General features: G+C 54.9%; 20 protein-coding genes. 11 read left to right on the top strand and 9 right to left on the bottom strand.

Annotated features, from left to right (window positions below; translation table 11 throughout):
* The first annotated feature begins 37 nt into the window (after window positions 1-37).
* The 4 genes from IPM39_19885 (at window position 38) to IPM39_19870 (ending at window position 4,467) form a co-directional block, all read left to right on the top strand.
* Window positions 38-1,486, top strand: coding sequence for a GAF domain-containing protein (locus IPM39_19885; GenBank protein ID MBK8988296.1), 1,449 nt, complete (start codon window positions 38-40; stop codon window positions 1,484-1,486).
* Window positions 1,434-2,270: a sensor histidine kinase gene (locus tag IPM39_19880; GenBank protein ID MBK8988295.1), complete on the top strand. Its 837-nt coding sequence runs from the start codon at window positions 1,434-1,436 to the stop codon at window positions 2,268-2,270. Before IPM39_19885 ends, IPM39_19880 begins: the two co-directional genes overlap by 53 nt.
* The gene (locus IPM39_19875) at window positions 2,267-2,908 is read left to right on the top strand and encodes a response regulator transcription factor (protein ID MBK8988294.1); all 642 of its coding nucleotides are present in this window, start codon (window positions 2,267-2,269) and stop codon (window positions 2,906-2,908) included. The genes IPM39_19880 and IPM39_19875 overlap by 4 nt, the downstream gene beginning before the upstream one ends.
* A 140-nt stretch (window positions 2,909-3,048) precedes the next feature.
* Window positions 3,049-4,467 (top strand): FAD-binding oxidoreductase, encoded by a 1,419-nt coding sequence (locus IPM39_19870; protein ID MBK8988293.1) that lies wholly within the window; start codon window positions 3,049-3,051, stop codon window positions 4,465-4,467.
* A 324-nt stretch (window positions 4,468-4,791) separates the two neighbouring features.
* Here IPM39_19870 and IPM39_19865 read toward each other — a convergent pair whose 3' ends face one another.
* Together IPM39_19865 and IPM39_19860 are read right to left on the bottom strand one after the other, a co-directional pair.
* Entirely contained in the window at window positions 4,792-5,217 is a 426-nt protein-coding gene (locus IPM39_19865) for a type II toxin-antitoxin system VapC family toxin (protein MBK8988292.1), read from the bottom strand.
* On the bottom strand, window positions 5,195-5,521 hold the full coding sequence (locus IPM39_19860; protein ID MBK8988291.1) for a type II toxin-antitoxin system Phd/YefM family antitoxin: 327 nt from the start codon (window positions 5,519-5,521) through the stop codon (window positions 5,195-5,197). Before IPM39_19860 ends, IPM39_19865 begins: the two co-directional genes overlap by 23 nt.
* Before the next feature lie 242 nt (window positions 5,522-5,763).
* Here IPM39_19860 and IPM39_19855 point away from each other — a divergent pair, with 242 nt between their 5' ends.
* From IPM39_19855 to IPM39_19835, 5 genes are all read left to right on the top strand, one after another.
* Window positions 5,764-5,979 carry a hypothetical protein gene (locus IPM39_19855; protein MBK8988290.1) on the top strand — a complete coding sequence of 72 codons (216 nt, stop codon included), beginning with the start codon at window positions 5,764-5,766 and terminating at the stop codon, window positions 5,977-5,979.
* A complete protein-coding gene (locus tag IPM39_19850) occupies window positions 5,976-6,152 on the top strand; it encodes a DUF3375 family protein (GenBank protein MBK8988289.1) in 177 nt (58 codons plus the stop codon). Before IPM39_19855 ends, IPM39_19850 begins: the two co-directional genes overlap by 4 nt.
* Window positions 6,140-6,520 (top strand): DUF3375 family protein, encoded by a 381-nt coding sequence (locus IPM39_19845; protein MBK8988288.1) that lies wholly within the window; start codon window positions 6,140-6,142, stop codon window positions 6,518-6,520. Before IPM39_19850 ends, IPM39_19845 begins: the two co-directional genes overlap by 13 nt.
* A gap of 137 nt (window positions 6,521-6,657) precedes the next feature.
* On the top strand, window positions 6,658-7,035 hold the full coding sequence (locus IPM39_19840) for a nitroreductase family deazaflavin-dependent oxidoreductase (GenBank protein ID MBK8988287.1): 378 nt from the start codon (window positions 6,658-6,660) through the stop codon (window positions 7,033-7,035).
* 15 nt (window positions 7,036-7,050) lie between these two features.
* Window positions 7,051-7,509 (top strand): SRPBCC family protein, encoded by a 459-nt coding sequence (locus IPM39_19835; protein ID MBK8988286.1) that lies wholly within the window; start codon window positions 7,051-7,053, stop codon window positions 7,507-7,509.
* 134 nt (window positions 7,510-7,643) lie between these two features.
* Here IPM39_19835 and IPM39_19830 read toward each other — a convergent pair whose 3' ends face one another.
* The 6 genes from IPM39_19830 to IPM39_19805 form a co-directional block, all read right to left on the bottom strand.
* On the bottom strand, window positions 7,644-7,892 hold the full coding sequence (locus tag IPM39_19830) for a type II toxin-antitoxin system HicB family antitoxin (protein ID MBK8988285.1): 249 nt from the start codon (window positions 7,890-7,892) through the stop codon (window positions 7,644-7,646).
* 259 nt (window positions 7,893-8,151) lie between these two features.
* Window positions 8,152-9,777, bottom strand: a complete 1,626-nt coding sequence (locus IPM39_19825; protein MBK8988284.1) for a hypothetical protein — start codon at window positions 9,775-9,777, stop codon at window positions 8,152-8,154.
* A gap of 13 nt (window positions 9,778-9,790) precedes the next feature.
* Window positions 9,791-10,549 (bottom strand): ABC transporter ATP-binding protein, encoded by a 759-nt coding sequence (locus tag IPM39_19820; GenBank protein ID MBK8988283.1) that lies wholly within the window; start codon window positions 10,547-10,549, stop codon window positions 9,791-9,793.
* 104 nt (window positions 10,550-10,653) lie between these two features.
* Window positions 10,654-10,950, bottom strand: a complete 297-nt coding sequence (locus tag IPM39_19815; GenBank protein ID MBK8988282.1) for a transcriptional regulator — start codon at window positions 10,948-10,950, stop codon at window positions 10,654-10,656.
* Complete coding sequence (locus IPM39_19810) at window positions 10,947-11,564, bottom strand: hypothetical protein (GenBank protein MBK8988281.1); 618 nt, start codon at window positions 11,562-11,564, stop codon at window positions 10,947-10,949. Before IPM39_19810 ends, IPM39_19815 begins: the two co-directional genes overlap by 4 nt.
* Window positions 11,565-11,614: 50 nt before the next feature.
* Window positions 11,615-11,785 (bottom strand): hypothetical protein, encoded by a 171-nt coding sequence (locus IPM39_19805; GenBank protein MBK8988280.1) that lies wholly within the window; start codon window positions 11,783-11,785, stop codon window positions 11,615-11,617.
* On the opposite strand from IPM39_19805, the gene IPM39_19800 reads away from it, so the two are divergent.
* On the top strand, window positions 11,779-12,159 hold the full coding sequence (locus tag IPM39_19800; GenBank protein ID MBK8988279.1) for a DJ-1/PfpI family protein: 381 nt from the start codon (window positions 11,779-11,781) through the stop codon (window positions 12,157-12,159). The genes IPM39_19805 and IPM39_19800 overlap by 7 nt on opposite strands.
* The gene (locus IPM39_19795) at window positions 12,131-12,523 is read left to right on the top strand and encodes a nucleotidyl transferase AbiEii/AbiGii toxin family protein (GenBank protein MBK8988278.1); all 393 of its coding nucleotides are present in this window, start codon (window positions 12,131-12,133) and stop codon (window positions 12,521-12,523) included. Before IPM39_19800 ends, IPM39_19795 begins: the two co-directional genes overlap by 29 nt.
* A gap of 206 nt (window positions 12,524-12,729) precedes the next feature.
* Here IPM39_19795 and IPM39_19790 read toward each other — a convergent pair whose 3' ends face one another.
* Entirely contained in the window at window positions 12,730-16,023 is a 3,294-nt protein-coding gene (locus IPM39_19790) for a DUF499 domain-containing protein (GenBank protein MBK8988277.1), read from the bottom strand.
* Between the last annotated feature and the right edge of the window lie 25 nt (window positions 16,024-16,048).

Here is a 16,048-nt window from a genome sequence, read left to right as displayed (position 1 = left end):
GCACAGCAGCCAGAATTCGAGACTCAGGTAGCGATTGATGACAGAATCGAACACGGCCGATTTGACCCGCATCTTGCACCAGCAAGAGAGCCTGCGGGCGATCATCGAATCCATCAGCAGCGAGTTGGAGCTACGGCCGTTACTGACCCGGATTGTGCAACATGCTTGCGAACTGCTGAGCGCCGACCGTGGCACGATTGGGTTGGTGGACGTGGCGCAGCAGCGTGTGCGCACCGAGGCTGTTTACAAAATGCCGCCGGGCGAATTGGGCATGGAAATGCCGCGCGGCGTCGGGTTGGCGGGCAAGGTTCTGGCCACGCAAGAACCCATTGTCCTGAATCATTATGGCGAATTGGATCTGCCTGTGCAGCCAGACCTGATCCAGGACGCGGTGATTGGTTTGCCTATTTTCTGGCGCGGCAAGATGATCGGCTTTTTTGGCATTGGCGCAGAACCGCCGCGCGCCTTTGGGCAGCCGGACGTGGAGCTGCTGACGCAGTTGGCGCGTCATGCGGCCATCGCCATCGAAAACGCCCGCCTCTTCGCCGTCGAAAAACGGCGCGCTGGGCGACAAATTGCCCTGAACCGCATCGGCAAATTGCTTGCCGCCTCGTTGGACCTGGATGAACTGCTGCAAACGGCCGTTTCCGCCATAGGCGAAGAGCTGTCTTACGGCAACACGGCCGTTTTGCTCCTCGACCGTGACGATCCCAACACACTGGTCCTCACGGCTCGCAGCGGCATCTACGCCGATAATGTCCGAGGGCCATACAGCCAGCCCAGAGACGCTGGCATCATTGGCGCGGCGGCGCAAACCCGCCGGGCTGTTTTGATCCCCAACGTCCACGAAGATCCGCGCTACATCCCCATCCCTGGCGCCCACGACATCCAGTCGGAACTGGCTCTGCCCATTGTCGTGGGGAAGCGGCTGCTCGGCGTGCTGAACATTGAAGCCAACCATACCATTGATCAGGACGAAGCCGCCGACATGGAACTGGTGGCCGATCAGCTTGGCGTCGCCATCAGCAACGCCTATCTGTTTGAGGAAACGCAGCGCAATCTGGCCGAGGCCCGCCTTTTGTATGAGACCAGCCGCCGGATCACCGCCTCGTTTGACGTAGATGACGTGATCGAAGCCTATTTGCAGCATGTGGCTGTGCGCGGCCAGTACATTTGCACAGTGGCGCTGTATGAGTTTGCCGAAAGTGGGGAACGAACGGCCGTTATCGTGCGCGGAACCTGGTCCGCAGAAGATGGCCTGCACCTGATACGCCACCACCTGCCTTACCGCCAGGATGCTCTAGACCCGATCCTGGATGCCGGGCAAACCATCCGCATCCGGGACGTTCACAGCGATCCCCGGTGCAGCGAGACGCTGCGGGCGCTGCAACGAGAGACTGGCCGCCCAGCATTGACCATGATCCCATTTGATCGTGCAGCAGCAGCGTATTGGTCTGGTTATCCTCAGCTATCCCGCCATCTATGACTGGTCGGAAAGCGATTTGTGGCCATACCAGGTGACGGCCGCTCAATTGGCCGTCGCCATAGATACCCGCCGCCAACAGCTTTTGCTGCTGCGCAGCAGCCAGCAGGTTGCCGTGTTGCAAGAGCGCCAGCGCCTGGCCCGTGAACTCCACGATTCCGTCACCCAGCTCATCTTCAGCATCACCCTCATCGCCCAATCTATCGCTCCGGCCTGGTCCCGCGACCGGGCTGAAGGCGAAAATCGGGTAAACCGCCTGTTGGAATTGAGCCAAAGCGCCCTGGCTGAAATGCGCGCGCTGCTTTTTGAACTGCGCTCGCCTGAAGATTCTGTGGCTGCGGTCCCTGAAACGCGCCTGCCTGAGATCGCTTACCTGCGCCAGGAAGGGTTGGTGACCGCGCTGCGGCGGCACGTGGAGACGTTGCAGCAAGATGGCCTGACCATTGCTGTGGACGTGGCCGGTTACCGACCGCATCCACCAGAAGTGGAGGTGGCGCTGTTTCGCATCACCCAGGAAGCGCTGCACAATGTGGTCAAGCACGCGCGAGCGACACAGGTTGCCATCCATTTGAGCGAGACGACGGAGGCGATTTGCCTGGAGATTGCCGACGATGGCGTCGGGTTTAGGACGGATACGAATAACGGCCGTTTCCTGGGCGGCCTGGGCATGCACACCATGGGCGAACGGGCTGAAGCGTTGGGCGGCTACCTGAAAATCCGCTCGGCGCCAGGGGAGGGAACGGCCGTGATAGTCCGTCTGCCGCAAAAGGAGGAACAAACGCCATGAGCGAACCGCCCATCAAAGTGATGATTGTTGATGATCATGCCATCGTGCGCGAAGGGCTAACCATGCTGCTCAACGAAGAGACTGGCGTCCAGGTCATTGGCGAAGCGCGTAATGGGGCCGAGGCTCTTGCTCACCTGGATCATTTGCAGCCGGATGTGGTCCTGATGGACCTGATGATGCCAGAAATGGATGGTATTGCCGCCACCGCGGCTATCCGGCAAAAATTTCCGGCCTGTCAGGTGTTGGTATTGACCAGCTTTGCCGAAGATCAGCGTGTACCTGATGCCATTCAGGCCGGGGCCATCGGCTACCTGTTGAAGGACGTGCTGCGGGCCGATTTGCTGCGCGCCATTCATGCCGCCGCTCGCGGCGAACCAACACTGCATCCCGAAGCGCAGCGCCAGTTGATGCAGCGGATGATGACGCCCACGTCACCCGATCTGCTGAGTACCCTGACTGAGCGTGAGTTGGATGTGTTGCGCCAGATCGCCCAGGGGCACAGCAACAAAGAAATTGCGGCCAATCTGCACCTCACTGAAGGAACCGTCAAAGGGTATGTTTCCACTGTCTTGGGCAAGCTGCAAGTGGCCGATCGCACACAGGCGGCGCTGTACGCTGTGAAGCACGGTCTTGGTTAGCCTGTCTACCCCTAACTTTTGTCAGGCTCACTTTCCTGCCTTTTGCCAACCGAGTAAACCAACCACTGATAGTTGTGGCAACGGCCGTTTTTGCCTACCATGTAGCCATCAATACCTACTGCCTGAAGGAGTTACCTGTCATGTCTAGACTGAATGAACCTCTTGTCTATGAACAAAGCGGCTATGCGGCAGCTTTGGCCCCGCAGTTCAACGGCCGTCTCATCCAACCTGGCGACGACGAATATGACGCCGCCCGCGCCGTTTGGAACGGGATGATTGATCGCTACCCAGCCCTGATTGCTCGCGCCACTAACGTGGATGATGTCGTGGCGGTCGTCAACTTTGCCCGCGACAACGATTTGCTGCTATCCGTGCGTGGTGGTGGCCATCAGGTTGCCGGTCACGGGACAAATGATGGTGGCCTGGTTCTGGACCTGTCCCAGATGCGGCAGGTGACGGTTGATCCGCAAGCCAGAATTGCCCATGTGCAGGGCGGGGCTGCGATCGGCGATGTCGATCAGGCGACGCAGCAGTTTGGCATGGCCACGCCGTTGGGGGTCGTCACCGAAACCGGCATCGCCGGGCTGACGTTGGGCGGTGGCTTCGGCCATTTGCGCAACAAATATGGCCTGAGCAGCGACAACATCATTGAGGCGGAAGTAGTGTTGGCCGACGGTCGGGTTGTCATTGCCAACGTTCAAGAAAATGCGGACTTGTTTTGGGGGCTGCGTGGTGGTGGGGGGAATTTCGGCGTTGTGACTCGCTTCACCTATCGACTGTATGCGATTGGGACAGAGGTGTATGTAACGGCCGTTTTCCACGATGGTCACCATGCCGAAGAGGTGATGCGTTTCTTCCGCGACTACACCCTGGCTGCGCCCGACGAAATCAGCCTGCTGGCCGCCATTGGCATTTTCCCACCAGGCGTGGCCCATTTCCCGGCCGAGCTGCACGGCCAGCCTTTTGTCCTGTTCATCGGCCCATATGCCGGAGACCAGCGTACAGGCGAGCAGTTAATGGCTCCGCTGCGCACATTCCGCCAACCTCTACTGGATTTCAGCGGTATCATGCCTTATTTGGAACTACAAAAATTCTTCGATGAAGATTACCCGGCCGGGGAGCTGCGTTACTACTGGAAGTCTTTGAACCTTACCGACCTGAGCGACGAAGCGATCACTGTCCTGGTGGAACATGCCCGGCAGCAGCCATCTTTGCTGAGTACCACCGACGTCTGGCATATTGGCGGCGCAATCCAGCGGATGGGCGACAATGCGTCAGCTTTTCACGGCCGGCACGTCAACTTTCTGGTCAACCCAGAGGCCAATTGGGAAGACCCTGCCGCTGATGCCGCAAATATGAACTGGGCGCGCACGATGCTGGAGGCGTTACGGCCGTTTTCCGACGGCAGCCGCTATCTCAATTTTGCCGGCTTCCAGGAAGAAGGCGACGCGATGATGCAAGCTGCCTTTGCCGCCAAGTACCAACGCCTGGCTGAATTGAAGGCCAGGTACGACCCGACGAATCTGTTTCGCTTGAACCAAAACATTAAACCCGCGTGACGGTGCTCCGTCAGCCTCAGCCTCAGTCGAAAGCTGCGGTAACGGCCGTTAGCTACCTTCACCCACTTAACAAAAAAGCCCGCCTGATTTCAGGCGGGCTTTTGGCTTTTATAACGTGGTGGTGGGGTTAGACAACGGCCGTTTCCAAAACAGCCGGCCTAAATTTATACCGGACAATTTGATTGGGGCGTGTTGGCGCCGGTGTTGGTGAGGGTGTGAAGGAGGGGAAACGGCCGTTGCCCATAATCTCAAAAGCGTTGCAACAACTAGCGTTCAGCCTGATTGGACCATACCTAAATCTTCAACAAGTGCACGCTCCATAAATCAAAAGGTCGGGCTTTTGATCCAGGGCTGGCGGGCGGCATTAGCCAGACGAAGATCGGCCGTCCAGAAGTCGCAGTTCAGGCGCTCCGCCAATGCCAGATAAAAGCTGTCGTAGGCAGCCGCTTGATTCAGGCGGCGCGTCCAGGTGTAAGCGCGGCTAAGCAACTCACCATCAGGCGGGATGAGCTGCACGGTAAAAGCCCCGGCCATTTGCAGCAGCGCCTCGCCTTCGGCTTCCGTGAGGTGTCCAAAATGCACGGTTTTGCTGATGATAGAAGCCGTTTCGTAAGCCCAAAGGGTGGGGGCGATGAGGGTGACTCCTTGCGCTTCCCATTGGTGGAACAACGGCCGTAATTGCTCGTGCGCCTCTCCGGGCAGCAAATAGCGGAAAGTCAGGTTAGCATCAATGACCAATGAGGTCGTCATGTCGCGCCTCCTGTTCTTCTTTGTGGGCGGTAATGATCGCCTCCAAGTCGAGAGGCTCGCCGCCACGCCGGGCCATGATTTGGGCGTGTAGGCTTTCCAGCTCTGTATTGAACGTCTGCCATTTTGCCAGGCGCGACTGCTCATCGGCAATCTGAATCCGCTCATAATCTTCCAGGCTAACCAGAACTGCTTTTGGCCGGCCGCGAGAAGTCAACACAATTCGCTCCCCACCAAATGCCACCCGGTTGACCAGTTCAGAAATGTCCCGCTTCACCTGTCCAATACTGATTTGCGCTTCGCTCATTTTGACCTCCAAAATTGCAATATCCTGACAGACAGTATAAAGTAAAGTGTTTTATTGGGTCAACCCCTTCACCTGGTCAACAGTTCAGGCAGCAGCCTTCGCGAGAATGACTGGCTTAGTAGTTACTTTTTGACTACAGTCTGCTGAGGAATTAACAGAGTAAGTACTCTTGTGATTCCTGATTGACTGACAAAACTTATCTAACCGCGGTGAAAATCTGAGATTTGTCAGTCAACCAGCTTGTGATTCCCTATCTGAAAGCGCAAATTGATCAGACATTTACCCCGGAAGCGCAACGAACGGTTGTGCGCGAATATCTGCAAATGCGGATTTTGCAAAGTTTGCAAAACGCCGGGGCCATCATTCCCCTGGCTTTTCATGGAACGGCCGTATCCCTTACAATCCCCTCATGCACCACGATGAACTCTATGCCACGTTACGCCAATCGGCGGCGGTGAAACTGCTGCAAAGCCAGAAGGCGCCGCTCATTCTCAGCTTCCTGGTTGCTCAGTTCAAACTCAAACAGCGCGTTACCATTCGGCACACGGAACTCATCGAACACCTCACCGCCTATCTGGAAGCGTTACAAGAAAGCCATCCGGTTACCAACTCCCCGACTTGCAACAGCTAGACCCCGCCCAAACCATCCGCCTGCACCGTCTGAAGCGCAGCCTGATTGACGCCGCGGCCAAAATCATCGAATCGAACCGTCGCCTGGGCGAACAACTGCGCAAACTGCTGGACGAGCAAAACCTGACCGAGGCGCGCCGGGTGGTGGAGTTGGCGACGGAGATTAAGCAAACGGCCGTTGCCCTCGCCACCAACTTGCCCGACAATAAAGCGTTTCTCTGGGTGGAAGCGGAACCGGATGTGGATATGCCCTGGGAACGGCCGTCTACCCTCTCACGCATGGTCTGGCCGAACTTATCACCTACATCGCCCTGGCCGCCCACAATGAAGCCCACGAGATTGACGGCCGTGCCTGGGAAGAGGTGGTGATGAGGGCTAACGGCCGTGTTAGAATCACCGTGTGATAACCATTACAACCTTTGCCCACCGCGCTGCGTTTTGCGGCCTATGGCAACCTGGAACCCTGAATACTGGTACCTGACCCACCAATGAAAGGAGCGTAAGCAATGATAGATGACAAAATCCGCCGCGCTTTACAGACCGACAGCACCATAGACATCACCACCATCGGTCGCCAGAGCGGGCAGCCACGACGGATGGAAATCTGGTTTCGACAGGTAGACGGCCGTATCTACATCACCGGCACTCCCGGAACCCGCGACTGGTACGCCAACCTGCGGCACAATCCCCGCTTCACCTTTCACCTGAAAGAATCGCTGCGCGCCGATTTACCGGCGCAGGCGCGATTCATCGCCGATGCCGACGAGCGGCGGCGGATTCTGTCCGCGCCGGAGATGGGCTGGTATCACCGCCAGGTCAAATCGGTGGAAGAGTTGGTCGCGGGTAGTCCGCTGGTGGAAGTGCTGTTTGAGGCTGATGCGTAATCACGGAAAACAGAGATGAAACCGATTACCTTTCAATGCCATACGCTCATTCCCCGCACGAGAGAAGAAATCTGTACGGCGATTGCCGATGTGGACGCCTGGAGCCAATTCGCCGGTTACGGTTTTTTGCCCGGTATCCAAAGCGCCGTCTATGAAAACCGCACCGAAGACATGATCGGGTCGCGCATTCGTGTGCGTAACACCGACGGATCAGGCCACGTGGAAGAAATCTACCGGTGGGTTCCCGGTGAGGAAGTGGCGATGAAGCTGCATGAATTTACTCCGCCGCTCAGTCGTCTGGCGTCTCACTTTACGGAAGAATGGCGCCTGAAAACGGTCCCACAAGGAACTGCTGTCAGGCGCAGTTTTGCCATGTACCCTGTACGACCCCTAACCCGCCCCTTAGTCTGGCTGATTTCACTTCTGTTTAGACGGGCTATTAACCGTCATCTGGCGGAGATGGCCGGGATGTGAAACGTTGTGGGGGTATCGTTGACGATCAACGGCCGTCTGACCAGAGAACACTTTTCAGACGGAAGGGCAAACCGCTTTTCCGTCGGCCAACAACAGCGTTGCGACTGCACAGCGTCGGCAAACCGCTCGGCGGCTCATTGGTTGATGCTCTTCCCGCTCACCTCAGCAGCCATAGCCACGGCCGCATGAATGTCGGGTGGGATGCGCAGCATCAGCTTGCCGGAATAGGGTTTCTGCGGCGGGCGGTTCAGTCTGGCGCACTTCTCCAGGCCCGCCTCAAAGGCGGCGCGTAGCTCGGAGACCGACTCGCCATGAAAGCCGACCACACCTTGAATAGCGGCAATATGGCCGACGAAGCATTGGTCTTCGTCGCTGTACTCAATCCGGGCCGCAAAGCCTTTATATCAGCGGTTCTCATTTTGCAATCCAGCCGTAGGGGCGGGACAGGCGGGGCAACATTTTTGCCAATCACCAATACCTGGCCTCCCGCCTGTCTCGCCCCTCTTTGGGTCCCATTGGGCGAGACGGCGCGGGAAAATGGCGTTCGCTGCGGCTGTTACCCGTCCGCGCCGTCCCGCCCCTACTATCACACCAGGGCAAATTGAGAATTGCTGCCTACGCAGGTAATCTCGTTTATTTCCTTCAACCTGCTTCCCATCCTTCAAGGCGACGAGCGGCGGCGGCCCACAGCAGTTTTAGCCCCAGCCAAAAGATTAGTTGACCAGCAACCAAACTGAGTGGAATTCTCAAGTCGTTCGAGAAAATCCACCCCACAACCGAAATGTCAGCCAGTCCCCGTATAATGAGTACAGCCAGACTGTCTGGAAACAGATGAACAATAAGCCAGATGGAGGTGACGATCGTCAAGAGCACAAAAATGGCGTTCAATCCCATTACCAGGTAGTTTACCAACGGGGATGTTCGTTGTCTTAAATCATCGGCCAAGAAGTCAACCATTAGTCCACCAACCGCCATTGTTGCTGCCGAAGCTCCAGCCAATCCCCAAACGGCCGTTCCCACAAGTACGGCCGTTTGCCAAACTGGAAAGTGCAGCCACACACCTGCTGCAATAAGAACAACTACCCAGGACAAAGCCACCGGTATCCAGGTAGCCCAGAACTTTCCCTGAAGCATGGCCTTCATTGAGACGGGTGTACTCTGAAACAAAGCAATGTTGCGTCCCTCTTGGGCCACCGACATTAGGGCCGTGCCAATGGGCTGCATAGTCAGGAATAGAGCAAGAAACGCAAGGATTGTATAAAAACTGAGCGGGAGCAAAACGTCGGCTCCCTTTCCCGCACCAAGGAAAAGTATGAGCGTGGCGGCAACCAACACAAGCGGCTGCATCAGGTTTAGCAGACCGCGAGGATTTCGCCTCATTTCTAGCCATTCTTTACCCCAGATAAACCGCATGGGCGACGGCAGCCAGGTCGCTGAACCGGGAACTCTTTTGAGGCGACGCTCAACCCAAGACACTGCCGCCTGATCGGTGGGCACTAGTCGGTACCGATTCCAACTCTCGTGAAAATATGAGACAAAGATCCCCAACGCGCCAAGACTAATAACAACAGTCATCCCGCCAAGCCCAACCAGAAGCAGGCTCAGTTTCTGTAGGTTGAATAACGCATCGGTAAAAAATGTGATCAGCTTCACCTGATTTAGAAACCATTGTGTTGCCGACTGCTGCCCCAGCATCATAAGGAGCGTCAAAAGCGCGACAAATAAAGGCATCCAAAAGCGCGTTCTTTGGGCAGGCAGCCAGCGAGCAAGCAAGACAGCTAAAATCATGACAACGGCCGTTGCCATAATCACGATCAGCAAAGTCAACAATACGATAAGCAAGAAATAACTCACCGGAGCATTTCGTGCCAAACCCAACAATGCCAGAGATGCCCCTAAACTTAAGGCTGGTATGAGCGGCGCCCGGCTGCACTGAATTAACTTGACCAAGAAGATAATTGACTTAGGAATTGGAGCAACCATGAGCAATTCAATATCTGTGGCCTGGTACAGTTGGTGCAAGACATCGCCAAACCCCAGAATAGAGAATGCCAGAATTAAGAAAAGTCCAATGGGAAGGGAAGTAGCAACGGCCGTTGCCGCTTGCTCAGAATTAAGAAGCCCCAAGTACTGGCTCACTGCGTTATTGTAAAGCCACTCTCCGCCCCACAACACGAGCAAAAGAGGCGCAATGATGACGATGGGCCGGGTCGCTCGAACCTTACGATCAAGAATCCAATAATGCGGACGCAGAATTTGCCAGATCATGTACCCTTCCCCTCTACGCTAACATGTAAACCATTTCGGCGGTCGTTTCACCGCCTGTAAGTTGAATAAAGAGATCTTCCAACGTGGATTCGGTACTGGATTGAGCCTGGGCACGCAAAGCTTCAATGGTGCCTACCGTGATCAACCGCCCTTTATCCAGAATCCCAACGCGGTCACAGACACGTTCTGCCACCTCCAAAACATGGGTTGACAAGAAAACTGTGCATCCTTGCTGGCTGAGCTGGCGCAGCAGTTGTTTGACGCGCCTAGCACTGAGCGGGTCAAGTCCGGTCAGAGGCTCATCAAGCACCAGCACGGGCGGCTCATGGATCAAACTGCCGCAAAGCCCAATCTTATGCCGCATACCACCAGAATAACCCTCTATAAGGCGATCTGCATCGGCAGAGAGTTCTGTCAGCGCCAACAAGCGATCTGTGCGAGCCGCTATAGTTTCCTCATCAAGACCATAGAGACCGCCCATAAAACGCAGAAACTCCCGGCCAGTCAGTCTATCGTACAAAAGGGGTGTTTGGGCCAGGTAACCTACAGAACGTTTTACAGCCAAAGGATCGGTTTGAATATCATGATCAGCCACAACAACTGTGCCAGAGGAGGGGCGAAGAAGCCCAACAATCATGCGAATTGTAGTGGTTTTGCCAGCGCCGTTAGGTCCAAGAAAGCCAAATACCTCGCCTGGCTTTGTCGTCAAGTTCAGGTCCTTCACCGCGGCCAAAGATCCATATAGACGAGTAAGATTTACAGTTTTGATCATGAAACTACCCCTTTTTGCCCGCTTCCTGCTTGGTGCGGCGGTCGCTGAGAATGAGAGCCAGCATGGCACAACGATATAGACAGTTCTACCAGTTTACATCTGTTTCATAAGACAGCTTTTATCTGCTCTCCGTACGCTTCCAGAGCTTCTCGCCCTTCATCCGTAAGCCGGCATATCGTACGCGTTATTTTCCCAACAAAACTCTTTTCGACATGGACGTAGCCCACTTTTTCTAATCGCGAGAGGTGCGAAGAAAGGTTTCCCTTCGTCAGACCAGTGCGTTGTAATAGGTACAAAAAGTCGGCCTCTTCCACAGCTGAAAGAATAGCAACAATCATCAAACGGGCTGGTTGATGAATATTCGTGTCAATTTCCGACAGCTTCTGAATTGCGTCGCTCATGCTTGCTCATTCCCCGGCTCAGGATGCTGTCGAAGATAGTGGAAGAAGGTAAGAACTCCGGACAACAGGATAAAAACACCAGCGCCGGTAATAGTCAGCCCGGCGCCTTCTATTTCACTAGCAAATATGATTGTGGAAGCTATGCCCATCAGGAAAGCTAAAATACCAACGCCGTAGAAGCGCCGCACTCCAAGTCGAAAACCCAGGTAACTGAGAAAAACGACCAAAAAATAGCCTATGGCAAACTGCAACCTGGAAAAGACTTCTGGGAGAAAGAATACAGCGACCAGCAGAACGAGTGCGGACAGCAACGGAAATAAGCGACTGCCTGTTGGCTCCCCTTCCCGAAAGGATACATACCCAGTGCGCACATACGTGACACGCTCTTTTGCCTTATGGACAAACCGCCTGACCAGAAACATACCGCCAATGATCGAAGCGGGTAAAATTACAACTAAGATCATCACTCTAAATAGCGAAGAAGCTACGTATTGCCAGGAAAACAGCGCGGCTCCCACAACAACCATCAGCAGGCCCACAGCAATTTCGACGAGTCCATCTTCATAAAAGTAACGGTAAGTGTGTTTGACGTACTCTTCAACCATTCGTGCCATAACAATATTCCTTCAAACCGGTCTGTATTACAAACCGATTTGCCAACATTTTAGTAAAAGGTGGCTAACCTTGTCAATAGGAGAAACGGCCGTTCCTTCAACATTTGTTTTACCTGGGTCACCCACTGCGGAAACGGAAAGGTGTCGGCTATGTCCGGCCAAAAGTGGCGCGCCAGGGTGATGATGAGGTCTTCACACCAGGGTGCGGTTGGCTGTGACAAGAGCGCTATCAATTCATTATGGCATTTTCGGAATAATAAATAAGCCTTCAATCCGAAAATGCCTCAAGCGAATTCCGAAATACATCGAACTTTCACTCGATTATTTCTCGGAATTCGCCTTAGTGGGATTAATCAGCGGGACGGTGAGAGGAGCGCATGGTCTGGTTATTGAACCCGATTATTCGCTAGAGGCAGCTGCCCAGACAACCCACGTCTGCGGAATTGTGATTCCGGGGGGGCAGCAGTGCATTTCTTTGTTGACGATGGACCCGCGTGTTCACCGACTTGTGGAAGATGTCATTGACGGCGATGGATTTTTAGCGGTGATGGCAACGGCTGCTCGACGTGAAGCAGGCGAATACGAACCATTATGAAAGCGTATCTGCGAACACTTGTTGCGTCTGCGCCAACCAAACTTCTGGCAATCCACACTGTGTAGATACCAATCCACCATCACATGCGCGCTTAACGACGACTCCATTAGACAAATATGTCCCCCTCAATTTGCAGCACCATGATCCGGCCACGCTTCTGGCCGGAAAACTGAGCGCTCTTTTGCAGCGCGATTATCTCAAAGGGCGTGACGTTTATGATTTGTGGTGGTATTTGAATCAGCCCAATTGGCCTGAGCCGAACCTGGAATATCTGAATCAATGTTTGCAGCAGGGAGGGTGGGGCCATGATGCTTTAACGCCAGCCAATTGGCGAACCTGCCTTCGGTGTGCGCGTAATAGGTAAACGCCGTTAATAACAGCGCTGTGTTACCCATTGCCGGGTCGTCCTTTATGAACGTGAAATCGGTCAGTCCCCAGGATGGCAGTTTTCGACCGGTGCGATAATCCAGAGCTGTGGCAAGCGTAACGGGGTCAGGCGTCAATTCATATTCCGCAAGATGGCGCTGTAAGGTGGGGTCGTCTATCTGGAGGTCGGGGTTGATCCATCTTTTAATCCTCTTCAAACCCATAATGCCTAAACTTCAACGTGCGGCTGTTTTCGCTTACCGTGCGAATCGTCCCCTCGTCAAACCCATCTGGCATCCTGGCGTTGATTTCAACTGAAATCTCCACGTCACAGCCAACGATACTTGTTAAACGTTCAATGACCTCTTCCACAATCAAGCCCATCTCCCGGTTCACACGCTGCGGATCCAACTCGACACGGCCGTAATAACGGGTAGTTGCTTTCGGTTCAGGTGGTGGCGGGACAAAATCATCACCTGGTTTCCGGTCAGTTCTAGGCTTGGGTGGTAACGGCCCTGTGCCAGGTTTGGGTGGCGGCGGCGGCGGTTCTTTGGCATGATCAGGATGAATCAAGATACTCTGATCATCAAAATAAATTTGGCCGGGTGATTGGAAAACCAGACCCGTATGGTAGCCTTCCGCATTGACACCAGTGGCATAAGCAAATGGGGCATCAAGGCGACGGACGCCACTCTGCAACGCTTCAATCAGCACATCCTGATTCATCAGGCGGGGCAGATAACAATATTGAGCAAGATATTCCCACAATTGTTTCAGTCCCACCGTCCAGCCTTTGCCTTCACCCCAGATGTACTTATCCAGCTCCATACGCAGGATGTCGGGAGACCACTCCTTGATAAGTAGCCCGTCTTGTTTCAACTTGCGTGCGGCACGGTCATAGAAGCTGTCATCACCGCTGATGCGGTTGGCCTGGAACTCAATCTTGCCCAACGGGTCTGGCTGCACGGGCGTTAACAACCAGCTATACGCTTCGCGGAGGCGCAGTTCTACCGTTTCATCCCCCTTGTCCAAACTATTCTTTACCTGTCGGCGCTGCTGCGCGTCCAGGTTCAGTTGCTCCCCCTCATTTTGGATGGATTGCCAGGCTAAAAATTCACGGGTGGCATTTTCTAACCCTTCCAGCCCATTATCATCTGGCGCCACAAAAACTAGCATGTTCTTGTAATGGCGCTGCCCGTTACCACGGCTTTCCAGGATAGCCTGAGCCGTCTGGACAGCCTGACTTTGCCCATTGCTCCGCTTGTAAGTCGCCTCTGGAGGTAAAACGACAATACGGGCGCGGGCTTCGTCTGCCACGTCGCCGCTGTCAGGGGGGGCCACATGGAAGGCGGCAAACTCTCGGTTTTTGGGCGCTTTCTTCAACCGCACCACCATCTCTGCCCGCACTTCTTCTATGGGGATTCCTTGGGCGCGATCATGTGCCAGCCGGTTCACCGTAGGCCTGGTGTCGTACCAGTAGCGGCTGCCATCGCCGTAAAGATAGGTTAATTGGCTGCTCATACGGCGTAAGGCATCGCCAAAAACGGCCGTTGGCTCCCCCGGTTGCGCACAGCCCAGACGCACTCTAATTTCTTCGAGACCACGCACCCGCTGACCAGCCACTGAAGGCGCACTGCCCACAAAAACTGTACGCGCCACCCTCCGGGCGGCAGAATAACGACCAAGCATTGGTACATCCCCGTCAATTTGGTGGGGGAGCGACTCGGGACCATCCACATCTTTGTCGAAAACGGCCGTCCACGTATCCGGTAAGTAGCGCAGCAGTTCATTGCGCACCGGCGTAGCGGCTAAAGGAATCGTACCGGGCATAACAAGCAGCGAGGCATCATTTCGTGTCCATAGCTGATGAATGACACCCGCCATCAAGCGCAGCACGCCACGAGTACGTTGGAACCGCTCCAGCGTTGACCAGTCTTGATAAAGCCGATCAAACAATTCAGGATGGATGGGATATGCCGCCACCATGCGGTCATAATAGTCCCGTTCAGCCACGCCAGAGGGAAACTCTCCGGCACTGTTGCGGTACATACTGCTAAACGCCTGCAAAACGGCATCCCGCGCCGCATAATCCACCTCGCTGGCGAAGAGGCGGCGGCGCACGATTTCAAAGCTCTCCGTGGCTGTCACCGGCTTCCACACCGACTCAATCCGACCCACGATGTGGGCCAGCCGGTTCAGCGCTTCTTTGCCCGCTTCGCCGCCCACTTCAATATCTGATTCTGGCAAGGAGATAAGCAGCATTGAATCGGGGGCACGGCGCACCGCTTCGGTAAGCGCCTGAATGAAGGTGGTGACAGAATCAAAAGAACCCGAAGGCAGCCCGTCTACTTTGTAGATGTTGCGGGCATAGGCCACGAACTCGTCAATCATAATCAGACAAGGGCCAAATGTATCCAGCAGTTCTGTCAGGGTGTTGGAGTTGGGACTCACGCCCTTTAGGTCAGCCTGTGAGACGATGGCGTACCCTTTTGCCCCACCAAGCTGGTAGGCCAGTTCTCCCCACAAGGTATGGACGGTGGCATCCGGGTATTCATGGGGGCGCGCCGGATCGAGGGCCGTGCCCACCAGTACCGCACGATTGGCGTCTGGTAAATCTACATGATTGATGCCCTTACCAATACTTTCGCCACCAGCAAAATCACTTAATTTGATTTTGCCGCCGCACAAATGATAGAGCGCCAACATGGAATGGGTCTTGCCACCGCCAAACGCTGTTTGCAACTGCACCACCGGATCGCCGCTCTGCGAAGTCAGGCGCTGCACACCGGTGACCAGCATATTTAGCAGACCTTCGGTGAGATAGGTGCGGCGGAAGAATTCGACCGGATCCTGGTATTCGGCTTCGGCGGTACCGGCCAGCACTTGTGACAGGTCAGCGGCGAATTCGGCTTGCAGGTAACGGCCGTTTGCGACATCACGATGTGGGCTGATTACGTCTCGCCAGGGCTTCAATCCGGCCAGTGTCGTTGTTTCCACAGTTTTCTGGCCTTCTGCTTCTTCCTTGGCTTTTTTGGCATCGGTTTGAAAGCGCAGCCGCAGCAGCTCATGGGCAATTTGTTCCACCTGAGCCGCTTGCTCACCGGCACTGACCATCTTGAGTAAACGACTGGCGGTATCGGCCATGCGGTAGGCGGCATCGTTGCTGAACGGCTTTTGATGTGCCCAATCGTTCCGCGCCTGCATCATTTCACTGACGTAACTGCGTCCCGTGTGCCCCAACTTGTCTTGGAAAACTTCATTCCAGCGCCGCCACATCAAGTTCAAAACGTTGTGGACATCCAGGCTGTTGATGAGCGTATCGGCGTCTTGGAAAGCGTTACGGGGCAGTTCATAAGCATTACTCGTCAATGCCGCATCAATTTCACGGGCAAAATCACCCTTGTAAACCATACGGCATTCACGCACGGCAAAAGGAGCCAACCCTTCCTTTAATGTTTCCAGTACCCGTCCAACTCGTTCTCTATTGCTGAGTGCCATGTCTTCCTCCTACGGAGCGCGAGCA

The sequence above is a fragment of the Candidatus Leptovillus gracilis genome, from assembly GCA_016716065.1.
Classification (GTDB): domain Bacteria; phylum Chloroflexota; class Anaerolineae; order Promineifilales; family Promineifilaceae; genus Leptovillus; species Leptovillus gracilis.
The sequence above is the reverse complement of the archived record's forward strand: the minus strand, read 5'-3'. Positions and strand labels throughout refer to the sequence as shown.